The sequence below is a fragment of the Mesonia algae genome (genome assembly GCF_003253545.1).
Taxonomy (GTDB): domain Bacteria; phylum Bacteroidota; class Bacteroidia; order Flavobacteriales; family Flavobacteriaceae; genus Mesonia; species Mesonia algae.
In genome coordinates this window covers 202,375-217,567 of the sequence record NZ_QKYV01000003.1, presented here as the reverse complement: position 1 = coordinate 217,567, position 15,193 = coordinate 202,375, and the positions used below count along the sequence as shown (strand labels likewise).

Here is a 15,193-nt window from a genome sequence, read left to right as displayed (position 1 = left end):
TATTACGCATTTACCGTTACAGGAGAAACAACCTCTAATTCTCTAGGAGAAAAAGCATTTACTAAAGCCGTAATAGCCTTAATTTTTTGGAAGTAGTATTTTCTTAATAATTTAGCGTTTGCAGGTTTAGTGTTCTCTAAGTATGGTAAACCGTTAATATTAGCGTGGCATCTAATTAATTTTGCATATAAAGCAAAATATCTCTCTCCTAAATAAGTAGGCACTTCTATAAAAATAGCGTTACGCTCCTGCTCAATAGTAAGGTAAGGTTTTGCAAAAGTTCCTATTATCATTTGAGGATAATCTACGCTTGTAAGCGTGTTATTAGGTAGTTGTATTTGCTGTAACGGACTATTTATTTTATTAAAAACAGTAGGCGTTATTTTATTAGGCAATACAGGATAAGCGCAAATAGTAGTAGGATTTTCAACATTTTTATTAATGTTGAATTTTAGAAAGTTTGAAGCTTCAAAATAATCTAACGTACCTTTTACCATATTTTTTTGGTTTTTGATAACGTTGTAAAAAATGCTGTCTAAAGCTCTACTGCTTTCTGAAATAAGATAGATTGATTTTTTCATGGTGTGGTGGTTTTTATGCGTTGGCTATTGCTCTTAATTTTTCAAGGCGTATTTGCTTAGCTTTAAGTTGATCTCTTAACTCAAAAATTGCTAACTCAATGTCTATGTTTTCTGTTATGCCGTTAAAAACTTGTCTTACAGATGAAGGAGAGTAAGAATTACCTATTTTATTGGTAATCCCTTTATCATTGAGGATTGAAATAACACCAGAAGTGTAATTTTTTCCTAAAATTTTAGATAATTCTGCGTTTTCTTTTGGACTTATCATATATTGAAGCGTTAATTATTATAAATGTTAAAATAAAAGCGTTATGCTAACGGTTGCAATGTTTTAAATAACGCTTTTACGAAACTTACTAACGCAAATGTATTATATTTTTGCGATTTTAAATGTTAAAATCGCAAAAATATTACATTTACGTATTTAATTGTATGGAAATCAAAAGATTAAGAAAGAAATTAAATTTAACGCAGGTTGAATTTGGTAAGATTATTAATAAATCTCACGCTACTATACGAAAGTATGAGAGTGGAGAAATTGAGGTGCCGGGTAACATAAAAGAGCTTTTAAGATTAAAATATCCCCAACATTTTAGCACAGAAAAATTACAGGTTACAGTATTAGAACCTGGGGAGAATTACACTAATTTTAAAAAAGAATTACATCATAAAACTTTAGAAGTAGAACGTTTACTAGAGCGTAACGCTGAATTAATGAAAATTAACGGTTTACAAGCTCGAAATATTGAGCTACTCGAAGAACAAATACAGCTCTACAAAGACAGGCTAAAAAACTATGAAGGTAAAACGGCCAGTTAAAAGTAGTTTGGAAATCCCCTTAACATAAGTAATATATCATTAACTTTATATACAAAATAGCGTTATAGAGCGTAACGCTACATATTTTACTAACTAACAATTATTTACAATGAAGAAATTATTACTATTATTTTTAGGTTTTACTTGTCAGTTTTCTTTTTCTCAAAATACAGTTACCTATACCGATATTACAGAAGAAATCGCAGCTAAAAAAATAGATGACGGTTTAGATTATAACAAAGTAGAAATTTTACCTAACAAATTTATTTCGTTAAATGATACTTTAGTAATGGGTTATAAAGACGGTATCAACTCCAATTGTAATAATTACGAATTTATAAAAGCAGGAAAAAAAGGAGCAGGAATTATAAAGTATATTCCTTTATCTGGTAAAGATCATAGCGACGAAATTATATACCATACACCTGGTAGAAAAGTAATTGTTGAAGAAATAAATATTAAATATAATAAACGACCAAAAAAAGAAGAAGATTATATTGATGTAGCTTTTCTACTTAAGGAGATTAACGGTAAAGAGTTTAGAACTTGGAGCTACATTAGAGCGTATCGCAAAGCCTTTTTAATTAATGAGGTAATTAGCACAAAACACGGTAGAATTGAAAGTAACTTATCTTCTTACGAAATCGATGAAAGATTAGAAAAACTTAATCAGTTAAAAGAGGATCAAGCCATTTCTAACGAAATGTATGAAGCTAAAGCTGCTGAACTCAATAAATAGCGTTACACTATAATCGTTAAAGACAGGGGTAAAACCCTGTTTTTTTAGTGCTAAACTCTATTTTTATAATTTTGTAATAATTTGTAATATTTTTGTAAGAGTTTAAAAGCTTTATTTTCAGTAAGTTATAAGGTTAATTATAAAATTATAAATATTTATAAGAAATAGAATTAATTTATTTTAATAAATAAATATATAAAAGGAGTTTCGTGTATTTTTTGCCTATAAGAGCGTAACGCTTATTAACTCAATTAACCCGAAATTTACGTGCTTCATTATATAATTACATTTTTTGATAATTTCTATAAATGGGGGTTTGGGGATTTGGGGAAATCTCGCTTTATTAATTATTAAGAAAGAATGATTAGGAAAATCCTACGGATTTAGATTTTTCATTATTGCTAACGCAATAAAAATATTAGGAAGTATTTGTTTACTCCCTGCGGTCGTAAGTAGCTTAAATCCTCTAAAAATAAGCATTTAACCCGGGTAAAAAATGGGTAAAAGTGATAGTTATAGTTAAAGTTAACTAAATGATAATTAATTAATTACTGATTAAATTAATTGTAAAAACAAGGTTTTTAAATCCAGTTCCCGCTACTAAAATTAAAACCTTTGCAAACGCAAAGGTTTTTTTGTTTTATAGGGTCTTGTCGAGTTAGTGAGGTTTAATTATAAAGAAAAGTCTACGCTTTGCTATTGCCAACTTGTTTTTGAGTTTTATAATTAAAAGATGTTTTACTTAAATAATAAAAGAATCCACTTATATTAAAACCATATAATGAACTCATCAGGTTTATATGTTACCATAGTAATTCAAAATTATTGTCTTCTCTTCTTTATAAGTGAGATACTATACCCTTAAAAGCAATAAGCTTGCCTTTTGTAGCGTTTTTAGTCTAATAATAGAGTAGGAGCGTTTTAAAATAAAACAAGCTATTATTCGAGGTATAATAGCTTGTCTTGAAATTATGTTTCTGTAATTCTATTTTTGCTGTTCGTATTCTGCATCCCAATCGGTACCATCGTCTCCTTTTTGACCATCTAATTTTATTAAGAAATTTTTAGCAGGGAAATATGGTTTCATATGTATATCGAGATAAATTCTATCTTTTTGATTTGGGTCTTGTTCAAAACGTTTAATAGAGAAATCTTCAATCAGTTTATCAGGACCTGAGATATTATCTAAAAACTTAACAATTTGACTCATTAGCTCCTTACGAGTTCTAGCATTAAAATTTTCGAAAGCTCTTCGGTTTAAGAAATCCATTAGTACTTTAGCGACATAGTCGAATACACGAACCACTGAATAAGTTTGAAGCCCCAAATTATCCCCATTAAATAAAGTCTTAGCAGAGAATGCCATCACCTTACCGTATTCATTTACCATGGGAACTAGGCCTAGTTTTTCTAAATTGGCAATTTCACTCTTTTTTAAATCGAACCGAACACCACTAATTTCATTAATACCACCATATTTTTTTCCAGCAGTAACTTGCGACATTAAGGTTTTATATATTTTACCCGCTAAAGCTGCTGCAGGGGGTACAAAAAGATCGTCTTCCTCTCCAACTTCATCTTCTCTACCTCTTCCTACTAACCAATTACAAGTCATGATAACATTAGAACGATGATTTTCGCCTCCAGTTAAATTAGCGGCTTCAAACATTTCCATCACATCATCTGGTTCATCAAGATGTTCAAAATCGGTTACCAACATTACTTTATTTTCATAAGCAATCTTAGCCCATTTTTCAACCACAGCATTGTTTCCTAAATATCCAGGAATTACCATCAAGCCATAATTGTCTCTAAGATCTAAACGATCATAACTATCTTTAAGTTCGTCGGCAATAGCATCAAAAAAACGAGTATTGTCGAGATCTTTAAGTTGTTCTAAATCAGCATTAACAAGAGTTATATTTCTTAATTTATCTTCTTCGGTATTTTTAAAGAATAAAGCCATCGAGCGATAAGAGCGTTCTAGATCATGTGTTTCTTTTATGGCTTTACCTACGTTAACTTTAAGGGTTTGGTCTGCTATTTGAGATCTTTTTTCAGATTCATCAACCATTTCTGATATGTCTTCAGAACCCGAAAGTATTGATGCCCACATTTCAAGGGTTTTCTTTACTTTTTTACGTTCTTTTTCTTTATTGCTCTCGGTTAGAAAAATCTTTTTACGAGCTTTTCTATCTGGATTCATATTTTGAACCCCATCTATAGTTGCTTCTAAAAGGTCGAACCCGCCATATTTAGCTAGCTTTTCACTGCTTTGCTCCAGTTGCTTGGAGGGACTTTGAGAGATTGATTGCTGTTGGGTTTTTTCTGCTTCGGCCATAATTATTTATTGGATTCAAGTTCGGAAATTAAAGTTTCGATAGAAGTTAACAAAGCTTGTTTTGCTTCGGGATCTGTCAATGCAGCTTTTAAAATTTTATTAGATTTAAGTTGCTTTATAATTTTAACATATTGCTCTTTTTCAGTATCAAGATCTTTAAGAAAGTCACTCTGGTTAACAATCCCGTTTCTCCCAAAATCACCTAAATTGGTGAAATTGAGTGTCTCTTTAGATTCTACGCCATCTTTATTTGAAAATTCCATTTCAACATTGGGTTGATAGTGGTTAAAAACGTCGTCAATCTTTTTAAGCCCCTTAATCATTTCTGCTTTTACAGGTTGATTATGGGTTAGCTTTTCTATCAATAAGGTTCTATTTTGGGGAATTTCTTGTAATGCTTCCGCAGCTTCCTGCCTTACTTCTGTACCGCCAATTCCATAAGTTTTATCGCTCATTGTGTGTTATTTAGTGAATTGAAAAATAAATATAGGGATTTTATTATAAAATTACTTGTTTATGTGCCATTTTAAAGCCTCATTTTGTAGGCTTATTTTTACGTTATCACCTTTTTGAATCTTTCCTGTAATCAACATTTTAGATAATGGCCCTCTTAAATCAGTACGTATAACTCCTCTAAGTGGGCGAGCTCCATATTGGGGTGTAAATCCTTTATGGGAAAGGTATTCATATACTTCATCAGTTAATTCGAGACTTATCTCTTGCTTTTCTAAAGCTTTTAATAAATCTTTTAGCTGAATTTTAAATATTTTAATGATGTTTTCTTTTGTAATAGGACTAAAGGGAACAATCTCTGTAAGTCTTCCTAAAAACTCAGGTCTAAAGTGGCCACCCATAATTTCCATCAAATCTGTAGATTTAGGAGTTTCACCTGCTTCAAATGACTTAACCACATGCTTGCTTCCTACATTAGAAGTGAATAAAACAACGGCGTGAGAAAAATCACCAGTTTTACCTAAACGGTCGTGCAGTTTTCCTTCATCTAATATTTGAAGAAATATATCGAAAACAGAAGGGTGCGCTTTTTCAATTTCGTCGAAAAGTACGATAGAGTATGGCTTCTGTCTTATTTTATTAACTAAAAGGCCGCCTTCTTCATATCCCACATAACCTGGAGGCGCCCCATACAGCAATGCTGCGGAATGTTCTTCTTTGAATTCGGACATATCAAAGCGAATAATTGCATCTTCAGTCTGAAATAAAAACTCAGCCAGTGCTTTTGCTAATTCAGTTTTACCAGTACCAGTTGGTCCTGTAAAAAAGAAAGATCCTGTTGGTAGCCCTGGTTTACTTAACCCAGACCGTGATTCATGCACGGCAGCTGTAATGGTTTTTACAGCATGATCTTGTCCAACAACTCGTTTTTTAAGTTCTTCTTCCATAGAGAGCAATCGTTCTTTTTCATCTGCCAAGAGATCGCCTACTGGAATTCCCGTTTTGTTAGAAATAGTAGCCGTTACATCTTTTTTAGTAATGGTGCTCCTTTCTGTTTCTGCTTCTTTCAGTAAAAGGTTGAGAATAGTTTCAATTTTTTCTGAAATTTCTTTTGAAGTCGTATTGCTATCAAATGTTGGATGATCGTCTTCTTTTAAGGCTGCGAAAAGCAGATAACTTATTCGATTTCCTAAATCTTTATAAAACCATTCTAATTCCTGTTTTTTTTGTTCTTCGGAATAATTTTGATTTACTGAAATAGCTGATAATTCTTCTTTAAGATTTTCAATAACAGGACTAGAAGTTTCTAACATATAACGTCCGGCGGACATGGTTCTGTCAATTAAATCGATGGCTGCATCTGGTAGGCTACGCTCCTTGTTAAAACGTTTAGAGAGTTTAATGGCTTCTTCTATGATTGGATGTTCTATTTCTAGTTTATGATGTTGTGTATAACTCTCAATAATATGGTTAATCATCCGGGCAGTTGTTTGCTCGGTAGGTTCTTCCAAATTAATAATTTCGAATCTTCTGGAAAGTGTATCATCACTTTCTACTTGTTTTCTGAACGTATCATTGGTCATACTCCCAATAATGGTAATATCACCTTTTGCCAATTCAGATTTTAAGATATTTATTAACCCTTTTTGCTGGCTGTTTTTATCTAATAAATTGTCGAGTTCATCTATTAATAAAATAGGACGTGTAAACTGTTTAATGGCGGTGATTACTTTTTTAAAACGGTCTTCAATTTCACCATTGTAGCTAGCGCTAGAGACCAACTCGATAAAATCAAGTTCATAAATCTGCGCTTCTTTTAGCGATTCCTGGACGTTACCGTTAGTAACAGCATTGGTAAAACCATTGAGTAAAGCCGATTTACCCACGCCAGGCTCTCCAGTTATAAGCACGTTAGGCTTAGAGTGTCTTCCTAAAATTTCAGTAATCATTTTAATCTCGGCATCGCGACCATATACATTTGAAAGTTCTTGATTACGCGCTTGTGTAGATTTATCAATACAATATTTCTTGAGCACATCGGTGCTTACTTTTTGTTTCGTTCCTATGGCTGTGCCAGTTGAATTGTTTTTTGCAGTAGCTTCACCAGAACACATTGAGAGAATATCTTCTCTTTTTACAGGAAGTGTTTTTAACTGTTCATAAGTAAATCCCACGCCAGGAGTGCAGATAGCGACTAAAACACACTCGGGTGTGATTTCTTCTTTTCCCAACTTCAATTTTACCATATCGGCTTCATTAAAAATGGCTTCGATACTATCATCTGCTTTTAATTGATCGGGTATTTTAGCTGCTCTAGGTAACGCTTCCATACGTACGTCCGCCCATTCTTCCATATAAAATATATCGCCACTAACATCTTCTATTAATGAGCGTAATTCGATATCTTTATGAAGCAATGCCCGTAATAAATGGGATGCGTTATATTGATCGGCATAATATCCTTTAGCATTAGCCTCAGCAATATGTAATAGTTCTTTGGTGGATGATGATAGGGGAAAGGTAAGAGTTTGCATAAATAAGACTGTATAAAGCAAGTTTAATTTAAACTTAAAACTACTGTAATTTTATGCATATTAACATTTCTAAAAGCAAACTTTTTGTTAAAACATTAAAGTAATCTTTAAATGTGAATAAAAAATCGAAATTCTTTCAGTAAATAATTACTTGTAATTATTGTTTTGCGCATTATACCCTACTGCAATTTGTAAAAATTGTTAAATTTATTATTGGTTTCAAAAAAGTTTCTATTTGAGATACTTTCTTTGTTTAGTCTTTCAATATGTTCGTCTATATTAGAGTCAGAAATATTAGAAGCAATAATTTTGAGTTGTTCTTTTCTAAGTTTAGCTTTACATCAGCTAGGTATGATGAGTTGAAACCACTTGCTTTCCATATCCAACCAATGGTTTTTGATAGTATTTTATCTGGATTGCCATTTGTCTCAGAATTACGTCCATGGTAAATCACTTCTTTGTTAGCGTTATTACTATGGGCATCTACCAATAGATATAGAAAGTTTTTTTATTGTCAAGATTTTCTAGTTTGCTTTTCCAAGAGTCTACATCATTCTCGTTAGCAAGATCTAGGGTTACTTTTATAATGGCCATATTACTATAATTATCTTTGTTTAGATAATCGGTGCTACAAAAGTTTTCAGCTGTGGCTTCAATAGCTACTTTACGTCCGTCTTCTATTGAAAGAGGAAGGGCCCGTCTTGAACTACAATGCCTTCTTCTTTTCCTTGCTTTACATTTATTTTTAAAATCTTTGGCTTTCACCAAGATATAGACCTCTTTTCCTACTGATGCTTTGCTTAACCTTTTGAAAGTAATGTTTTCCCCTTTTTCTTTTTTGGACAGTTAATTCATTTCTTCTGTTTCAAAGTTAACAGGTATGAGTTTATAGTCTCCTTCTTTGTTTTTTTTAATCGTATATTTACCGAACAACGTTTTATAGTATTTCCCCTTTCGTTTTAGTGTATTTCCTTTATAAATATTAAACATAAAGCTTAGGCTATCTTTAAGAAAAAGAGGTTGTCCCGTGCCATCCAAAGAAAAGTATTCTCCTTTTTTCAAGAAAACGTTATCCTTTAATTTTAGAGAATCTTTATAAACATTGCTTCCTTCAATTATTTCTACAGTTCTAAGCTTTTTGTCTAAAGTGTCCAAATAATAAAAATGTTTTTTATTTAGATTACCACTGCCTTCGCTATATTCGTTAACATAAATAAAATAATTTTTGTTTTCTTTAAGTAGTCTTGGAGGCATTACACTAAGGTAATCCGTTCCATTAGGTTTAAAGTTCAATAATGTATCTGATTTATTGGTATAAATTGAAAGCGAGGGCACATCAAAGGAACTGTCAATGATCTCATATAATATTTTATAATTCCTGTTTTCGTATAATACTCGAGCCTCTTGGGATTGTTTTATAGTATTATTCTCGTCTACAGGTGCCACACGTTCAAGTGCTGTTGTGGATTTCTTCTTATCTGCTTTATCGAGACATCCCGATAAAACTGTAACAGCCAGCACTGTTAAAATGAACTTTTTCATTATTTAATTTTTAATATTCACTTAAATCTTCATCATTCTCACTACAAACATGTTCAACATAAAACCCAGATTGAGGTGAATCTCTGTCTAAAACCCAATACGGCTTATCATTACCAGATATTCCACCAATTTTAGGTAGTTCAGAACCAATAATAGTTTTGTCAAATGCAAAATAATCATTTAGAAAAGACTTGATTATATATATATCCACTGTATTTTCTTTGTAATCAGTATTTTTACAAACCATCAACTTGCCTACCTCTTCTTTTTAGTCGTTCAGCTTGGTAAGTTTTCGAGCGTCTATTTTTTATAAACTCATCTATGGGTGTCAATCACCTCAATGCCTTTTTCTATATTCTTTAAATTGACGCGTAATGCTTTTTTACCTTCATTGGATTCTACTGTGATATTTATAGTAGGAGATTTGTTTATTTCTTCCTTTAAACTGTCGATATCGAAACCTGAGGTGTTCTCTATAATTGGATTTTTATAGGAGTGACAAGAGTGTAATTGGTGAGTGCTCTGCTCTACATCCTTTAAGTTCTCCCCAACTTTTAACCAGCATAAATAAGATTCTATTCCTAAACCGCAATTTCCTCTCGGCCTGGAATATCCTAAAGAAGGATGCTCATAGTAAAGGTATAGGTAGGTGCTTCCGTTTTTTTCTTTTTGGTACAAGAGTTCATATTTCTCTTCAAAAATTTCGTTTTTATCCATATAGTTTCTAAAAGGTTGAACCGTCTGTTTAAATCTGCCTTGAGAAATTTTAAAAACACCCCTTGAAAAACTTTTTTGTTTTTTTAAGGTTTCTTTTTTCTCCGAAACAACTATTTGTATCTCTTCATTTTTTAAAAAACTACCAGATATGGAGGCAGTGTCGTTTTTTAGGGTGAAGTTTTCATCATATGAGTTCCCTTCTAAATAGATAAGATTAAGTTTATCAGAATCTTCTTTGTTACTGGTAAACAGTATGCCGCTCAAATTATCGGTTGATTCTATATCAGGTTTCAGAATTAGTTTTTTACCAGAATTAAAATAGGCTTCAGAGACACTCTCGAGCTTCAAGTGGTTTGACTGACCAGTAGAGTAGCAGCTTATCAATAAAAAACATAGGAAAAAATAAAAAAATTTTGTCATCACATCGTTTTTATAGACCCTCTATTCTTTTTCTATAGGGACGCCCTTCCTATAATCAATACTCTCTATTAAAGTTCCTTCTTCATCAAAACGGCACCATTCGCCTTGCTTTTTGCCGTTTTCATATTGACCTTCCTCTTTTAATGTTCCCGTATTGTAATAATAATCCTTGTATTTACCGTTGCCTTGTGAACCAAAAGTTATTTTGTACAGTACATCGCCATTGTTGTTATATACCCGGTAACGGCCTATCACCAGACCGTTATTGTAGTTTTGGGTCTTGACCAGTTTGTTTTCGTAGGTGGTTTTCCAAAGGCCGTCTTTGTAGCCGTTTTTGAAAAGGCCTATGCTTCTGATGGCTGTGGGGTAATAACTGTTTGCAATATCAGTATCCCTATTAAGTTTAGTTTTTATAAATATGTGTTCTCCAGCTAAAAAGTGATTGTCAGATTTTCGATGAAATCGAGGTGTTCCTTGTTCAACAACAATATCTACGGTATGTGATTCTGTTGGAATCGTAATGGCCTCAATCTTTTTTTTCTGAGAGTTCACTAAGTTGCTGGTTAATACTATAAATAAAAATACTATAATACGTATTATAATCATTTCGAATAAAATTTTAAAATATCATCTTGTAATGCCTTCCATTGAAACTTTCAAAATGATTTTTCTATGTTATAATAATCCATAAAATTTTCTGTCTCTGATTGTATGAATTTTGGTAAGTTTCTATAATATACATTTAAATCTTCCCTTGACATTTTATACATTTTCTTGTGTTTTTTCAAAAACTTTGCAATTTCTTTTTTGGAATAACTATTTTCTTGCATATGGCTTATTTGTTCATCAACTTGTTGAATAAACCGATTTCTTTCAAAAACCTTCAGCTTTTGCATAAGGTGCAATTTTGTCGAACATGGCTCCATCCCAGTTTGTGCTTCCATCTTTGATTTCGACAACATCTATGGCAACGCCGTAATTATGATAGCTTTGTCCAGCATTTGCATTTGTAAGAACATCCCAGAGGTAGTTCTTTCTTTGTTATACAGTTCAGTCTGCTCTGCAAAATATCTATACCCACTAGACTAGTTAATTACCCATAGTTTGATGCCTAGCTCACCTTCAACAGTATTAATGAAGTTCTTGGCAGGGCATTTTACTTTTGGATGAAGCTCGTTTATCCTTGCGTTACTGGCTATATCCCAAGTCTCTGAACAAGCATTCTTCAACTCAAACCAATTCCTCCTCCATATCCAGCCAATGGTTTTTAATGGAATCTGTAACCAGATTGCCATCGGCATCTGGGTTACGACTGTGGTAAATCACTTCTTTGTCAGCGTTATTGCTGTGGGCATCAACCAATAGATATAAAAATGCTTTTTTATTTTCGAGCTCTTTTAATTTATCTTGCCAAGACTCTAAATCGTCCTCATTGGCAGGGTCTAGGCTTACCTTTATAATGGCCATATAACTATAATTATCTTTGTTTAGATAATCGGTGCTACAAAAGTTTCCTACCGTGGTTTCAATAGCTACTTTACGTTCGTCTTCTATTGAAAGAGGAATGACTTTGATTTTATTATTGGGTTTGAGAAATTTTATGGTTAATCTGCTTAACCAAATCTAATACATTTTTTTCGCTCTTTGTATTGATTTCTCTATTTTCTATGATACTTTCGTTTCTAACATATAAAGACAATTTGTCTTTTTTTAACTTAAAAAATTCTTCATTAGTACTTTTAAGTTTTACGTCCCGCACAGTGAGAGGTTTGTTATATTTTTGAGTGGTTTTTTTTATAATGCTTGAATCAAGATAGTTAAGAATTTCGTAACTGTACTTATCCATTATTGCTATAGCGTCAATTCTAAAAAGTTTTACACTATCTTCTCGTTTATATACCTTAACAATACTTCCTTCAGAAGGAATGCTCAAAAATAAAGTGTCAATCAACACATCCCTGTGGCTTTGTAAACTTTCTGGGATTGTAAACTGAACTGGTTCCTGCCTTTTGTTTATGGTATCTACAAGAGTCTCTTTATGCTTTTCATTGCAGCCAATAAAAAGAATGAGAATAAAAATGTTGAAAAATAGCTTCATGATCTAAAGTTTGATTTTTGTATAATCGCTGCCAGGAGCGTCGTAAAGTGTTTTTAATTCTGTAGTGGAATTACCATTTATTATTAGGCAATTCACTGACATAAGTAAGTTTTTTAAAGTTATGGTATGTCAAAGAACGATTATAGTAAAATTTTCAAGGGTTTTTAATTATCTATTCATAAGTCTTGGGGGCTTTTATAGGGTCCTTTAAATACTTATCTTCTATCTGGGGAAGATTGAATTTTTTATAATCTATTTTTTTGACTCGTGTAAAGTAGGGTGGAAACCAATTAACATTGTTTTCTACAAAACAGGACCCATTTTTTAAAAATCGATTTCTATCAGCTTTGCTGATAGAAATGATACTATCCTCATTTGATTTTAGATAAGTTATTAGCATATATTTATCTTCATTTGTTTTATGTTTAAACCCACATAAATTAAATTTTTCTTGATCTTTTTCAAAATAATACATCGAATAAGGTAAGCTGAAACTAATGGTTGAATCAACTTTATTTAATATTGTAGTACTTCTTGTATAAATATAATTGTTGCTGTTACTTCTATAAACAGCAATATTATTATTTTGTATTTCGAAGGTTGCATATTTCCCATTGCTTAAATACTCATAATAAATACTTTTATTACAGGAAATTAGGAGCAGTGTAACAGAAATTAGTAAAATTAGCTTCTTCATGATATATTAATTTTCTTCTTGTAAATAATTTCCAGCAATTCCTGTTTTACACATTTTATCCCATTGCCATTTATAAAAAACCTTGCGCTCCATATCTGTATTTTCATTCCCGTTAGTGTCTTGGTTTTAATCCATATAATGCTCTTTGGTTTCTTTTTGGTCGTTCAGTTTAGCAAATACTTTTATTTCTTCGTGTTGGGTTAGTTTTCCTTTACATTTAATTTTGAGAATATAAGAGGCAATTTTTTTTTATGTGTTAATTTAGGTTGTGAAATATTTTATAGATTAGGTTAATAACACGGTTCATTTTTATTAAAAAGACAATGTGGGAACCGAACATCTAATGAATCTTGTAGCTTGTAAGTTTTGATGCTATCTGTTTTTCCTTGTTTGTTGTAATAAGTCCATTTACCATATTTAAAATTGTTTTTTACCGTCCCTTTTCCTTGATAACTGCTTCTTCATCTACTTCATGTTTTTCTAGATTGACTACAATTTTTATATTATCTGGTTGTAAAATTGGAGGTTTTATTTGTGACTTAAGCTTACACCCAATCAATAAGACTAAGAGTATAAGGCAAATAACTTTTAATGATAGCATCCCTTTTCTTTGAAGTGTATGTGTTGACACTTATTCTTTTTTAGGCATTCCCTCATTATAGTGAAGGGTCTCCACAAGATCGCCCTTTTCATCAAAGCGGCACCATTCGCCTTGTTTTTTACCGTTTTCGTAATTGCCCTCTTCTTTAAGGGTTCCAGTGGTGTAGTAATAATCCTTGTATTTACCATTGCCTTGCGGGCCAAAAGTTGTTTTGTACAATACATCACCATTGGTATTGAACACGCGGTAGCGGCCTACCATTAGGCCATTGTTGTAGTTTTCGGTCTTGACCAGCTTGTTTTCGTAAGTAGTTTTCCATAGGCCATGTTTGTAGCCGTGTTTGAAAACCCCTTCTTCTACTATATACTCGTAATAATCTTTTATGGGTGTGTCTGTGGGAATGGTTCTTTCCAAGAAAATGGCATATTTTGAATTTAATTTTTTTTTGTTTCTTTTTTTGTAATAAGTTTTTATACCAGCCTCTGTTTTAATGTATATATCAATTGGGGAAATCCAAATTGTTGGAATTGGTGGCTCCTTTTGCGAGAAACCTTTTCCAAATTGCATTAAGACAATTAATAAAATTAAATTTTTCATTTCGAGTAATAATTAGTTATTTCTCATTGCATTATATCCCATTGATATTTCCAAAAAGAGATTCTGCTGTTATTATTTGTTTGAATGATATTTTTTTGGGCATCCTTTTCATTAGAATAATCCATCATATTTTCAGTAGTAGCTTGTTTGAACACATCTTTAGTTTTAAAATAATGATAATAGGTTTTTAGAGAACCGCGAGCATCTGCGTAATCCTTCTTGTAATCTTTCCAAAGTTCTGTAATTTCATTTTCAGGATACTTATTATCAAACATATAATTAATTCGATTATCTACTTGCTTTACAAATAAGTTATATTGATTTAACCTTGTTTGTGAATATTTATGAAAAGAGTGTTTAAGCCCCAAAACATGTCCTATCTCATGAGCAAAGGAGTCTTTAGAACTTAAATTGGTGTTATAAATAACAAAGCTTTTGGCATCGATATCATATAGGTCGCCTTGACCTCCTGCTCCATCTCGCCTGAGAGGTGATAGAAATGAAATCAGCCCACTATTTTTGGCAGCACTTGGATGTTGTTTCTGGAATTCCTCAAATAGCTTATCTAAAATTTCTACATCTTTAAAAATTTTTGTTGAACTAAAAATCAATCCATCTGCAATCCATTGTGCTTCATCTATCTCAATATCATAAACAGTGTCAATGTTAGCTTTTAAGAGTGTTTGGTTTAAGCTTAGGGAGTTTAAATAGGTTTCGAGGTTTTTAAGGTCGTCCGTTATGGGCTTAGATGGATCGCCAAAACCCTTGTCCATTTCTATAGCTGACTGGTCTGATGAAACGGCGCCCTTCCGGACGATTCTTACAGGAGTGATGTCAAATTCTAACTCGTTATAATTGGCATTTTTAAAAACCATCAACTTGCCCACTTCTTCTTTTTGGTCGTTCAGTTTAGCAAATACTTTTATTTCTTCGTGTTGGGTTAGTTTTCCTTTACATTTAATTTTGAGAATATAAGAGGCAATTTTTTTTTATGTGTTAATTTAGGTTGTGAAATATTTTATAGATTAGGTTAATAACACGGTTCATTTTTATT

General features: G+C 32.1%; 19 protein-coding genes. 2 read left to right on the top strand and 17 right to left on the bottom strand.

The genetic code is table 11. The features are described from left to right. Positions 1-2 precede the first annotated feature (2 nt). The gene (locus tag LX95_RS06335; RefSeq protein WP_111540601.1) at positions 3-581 is read right to left on the bottom strand and encodes a hypothetical protein; all 579 of its coding nucleotides are present in this window, start codon (positions 579-581) and stop codon (positions 3-5) included. 13 nt (positions 582-594) lie between these two features. Then, on the bottom strand, positions 595-849 hold the full coding sequence (locus tag LX95_RS06330) for a hypothetical protein (RefSeq protein WP_111540600.1): 255 nt from the start codon (positions 847-849) through the stop codon (positions 595-597). A 164-nt stretch (positions 850-1,013) separates the two neighbouring features. On the opposite strand from LX95_RS06330, the gene LX95_RS06325 reads away from it, so the two are divergent. Beyond that, positions 1,014-1,400 carry a helix-turn-helix domain-containing protein gene (locus LX95_RS06325; RefSeq protein ID WP_170116588.1) on the top strand — a complete coding sequence of 129 codons (387 nt, stop codon included), beginning with the start codon at positions 1,014-1,016 and terminating at the stop codon, positions 1,398-1,400. Positions 1,401-1,509: 109 nt separating this feature from the next. Further along, positions 1,510-2,139 carry a hypothetical protein gene (locus LX95_RS06320; protein WP_111540598.1) on the top strand — a complete coding sequence of 210 codons (630 nt, stop codon included), beginning with the start codon at positions 1,510-1,512 and terminating at the stop codon, positions 2,137-2,139. Positions 2,140-3,124: 985 nt separating this feature from the next. On the opposite strand, the gene LX95_RS06315 is transcribed toward LX95_RS06320, so the two are convergent. The 15 genes from LX95_RS06315 to LX95_RS06240 all read right to left on the bottom strand — a co-directional run bounded on the left by LX95_RS06315 (position 3,125) and on the right by LX95_RS06240 (position 15,026). Continuing rightward, entirely contained in the window at positions 3,125-4,480 is a 1,356-nt protein-coding gene (locus LX95_RS06315; RefSeq protein WP_111540597.1) for a DUF5458 family protein, read from the bottom strand. Between the two features lie 2 nt (positions 4,481-4,482). Further along, entirely contained in the window at positions 4,483-4,935 is a 453-nt protein-coding gene (locus tag LX95_RS06310) for a type VI secretion system contractile sheath small subunit (RefSeq protein ID WP_111540596.1), read from the bottom strand. Between the two features lie 51 nt (positions 4,936-4,986). Continuing rightward, the gene (locus tag LX95_RS06305) at positions 4,987-7,467 is read right to left on the bottom strand and encodes an ATP-dependent Clp protease ATP-binding subunit (protein ID WP_111540595.1); all 2,481 of its coding nucleotides are present in this window, start codon (positions 7,465-7,467) and stop codon (positions 4,987-4,989) included. Between the two features lie 483 nt (positions 7,468-7,950). Continuing rightward, a complete protein-coding gene (locus LX95_RS06295) occupies positions 7,951-8,235 on the bottom strand; it encodes a hypothetical protein (RefSeq protein WP_111540593.1) in 285 nt (94 codons plus the stop codon). Positions 8,236-8,313: 78 nt separating this feature from the next. Continuing rightward, positions 8,314-9,009: a hypothetical protein gene (locus LX95_RS06290; protein WP_111540592.1), complete on the bottom strand. Its 696-nt coding sequence runs from the start codon at positions 9,007-9,009 to the stop codon at positions 8,314-8,316. A 10-nt stretch (positions 9,010-9,019) separates the two neighbouring features. Next, a complete protein-coding gene (locus tag LX95_RS06285) occupies positions 9,020-9,220 on the bottom strand; it encodes a hypothetical protein (protein WP_146240753.1) in 201 nt (66 codons plus the stop codon). Between the two features lie 104 nt (positions 9,221-9,324). After that, positions 9,325-10,074, bottom strand: coding sequence for a hypothetical protein (locus LX95_RS06280; protein ID WP_111540590.1), 750 nt, complete (start codon positions 10,072-10,074; stop codon positions 9,325-9,327). A 93-nt stretch (positions 10,075-10,167) separates the two neighbouring features. Next, positions 10,168-10,698, bottom strand: coding sequence for a toxin-antitoxin system YwqK family antitoxin (locus LX95_RS06275; protein WP_146240752.1), 531 nt, complete (start codon positions 10,696-10,698; stop codon positions 10,168-10,170). A gap of 104 nt (positions 10,699-10,802) precedes the next feature. Continuing rightward, the gene (locus LX95_RS06270; protein WP_146240751.1) at positions 10,803-11,042 is read right to left on the bottom strand and encodes a hypothetical protein; all 240 of its coding nucleotides are present in this window, start codon (positions 11,040-11,042) and stop codon (positions 10,803-10,805) included. A gap of 334 nt (positions 11,043-11,376) precedes the next feature. Then, positions 11,377-11,613, bottom strand: coding sequence for a hypothetical protein (locus LX95_RS06265; protein ID WP_111540587.1), 237 nt, complete (start codon positions 11,611-11,613; stop codon positions 11,377-11,379). 112 nt (positions 11,614-11,725) lie between these two features. After that, complete coding sequence (locus LX95_RS06260; RefSeq protein WP_111540586.1) at positions 11,726-12,244, bottom strand: hypothetical protein; 519 nt, start codon at positions 12,242-12,244, stop codon at positions 11,726-11,728. A 172-nt stretch (positions 12,245-12,416) separates the two neighbouring features. Further along, a complete protein-coding gene (locus tag LX95_RS06255; protein ID WP_111540585.1) occupies positions 12,417-12,941 on the bottom strand; it encodes a hypothetical protein in 525 nt (174 codons plus the stop codon). 430 nt (positions 12,942-13,371) lie between these two features. After that, positions 13,372-13,572, bottom strand: coding sequence for a hypothetical protein (locus LX95_RS06250; RefSeq protein WP_111540584.1), 201 nt, complete (start codon positions 13,570-13,572; stop codon positions 13,372-13,374). After that, positions 13,573-14,139 (bottom strand): toxin-antitoxin system YwqK family antitoxin, encoded by a 567-nt coding sequence (locus LX95_RS06245; protein ID WP_146240750.1) that lies wholly within the window; start codon positions 14,137-14,139, stop codon positions 13,573-13,575. A 23-nt stretch (positions 14,140-14,162) separates the two neighbouring features. Continuing rightward, positions 14,163-15,026, bottom strand: a complete 864-nt coding sequence (locus tag LX95_RS06240) for a hypothetical protein (RefSeq protein ID WP_170116586.1) — start codon at positions 15,024-15,026, stop codon at positions 14,163-14,165. Between the last annotated feature and the right edge of the window lie 167 nt (positions 15,027-15,193).

Excerpts from the sequence above, each read along its gene's own strand:
- LX95_RS06245 (WP_146240750.1), bottom strand. The coding sequence starts at position 14,139 with ATGAAAAATTTAATTTTATTAATTGTCTTAATGCAATTTGGAAAAGGT.
- LX95_RS06335 (WP_111540601.1), bottom strand. The coding sequence starts at position 581 with ATGAAAAAATCAATCTATCTTATTTCAGAAAGCAGTAGAGCTTTAGAC.
- LX95_RS06315 (WP_111540597.1), bottom strand. The coding sequence starts at position 4,480 with ATGGCCGAAGCAGAAAAAACCCAACAGCAATCAATCTCTCAAAGTCCC.
- LX95_RS06265 (WP_111540587.1), bottom strand. The coding sequence starts at position 11,613 with ATGGCCATTATAAAGGTAAGCCTAGACCCTGCCAATGAGGACGATTTA.
- LX95_RS06330 (WP_111540600.1), bottom strand. The coding sequence starts at position 849 with ATGATAAGTCCAAAAGAAAACGCAGAATTATCTAAAATTTTAGGAAAA.
- LX95_RS06260 (WP_111540586.1), bottom strand. The coding sequence starts at position 12,244 with ATGAAGCTATTTTTCAACATTTTTATTCTCATTCTTTTTATTGGCTGC.
- LX95_RS06270 (WP_146240751.1), bottom strand. The coding sequence starts at position 11,042 with ATGCAAAAGCTGAAGGTTTTTGAAAGAAATCGGTTTATTCAACAAGTT.
- LX95_RS06325 (WP_170116588.1), top strand. The coding sequence starts at position 1,014 with ATGGAAATCAAAAGATTAAGAAAGAAATTAAATTTAACGCAGGTTGAA.
- LX95_RS06290 (WP_111540592.1), bottom strand. The coding sequence starts at position 9,009 with ATGAAAAAGTTCATTTTAACAGTGCTGGCTGTTACAGTTTTATCGGGA.
- LX95_RS06310 (WP_111540596.1), bottom strand. The coding sequence starts at position 4,935 with ATGAGCGATAAAACTTATGGAATTGGCGGTACAGAAGTAAGGCAGGAA.
- LX95_RS06305 (WP_111540595.1), bottom strand. The coding sequence starts at position 7,467 with ATGCAAACTCTTACCTTTCCCCTATCATCATCCACCAAAGAACTATTA.
- LX95_RS06255 (WP_111540585.1), bottom strand. The coding sequence starts at position 12,941 with ATGAAGAAGCTAATTTTACTAATTTCTGTTACACTGCTCCTAATTTCC.
- LX95_RS06320 (WP_111540598.1), top strand. The coding sequence starts at position 1,510 with ATGAAGAAATTATTACTATTATTTTTAGGTTTTACTTGTCAGTTTTCT.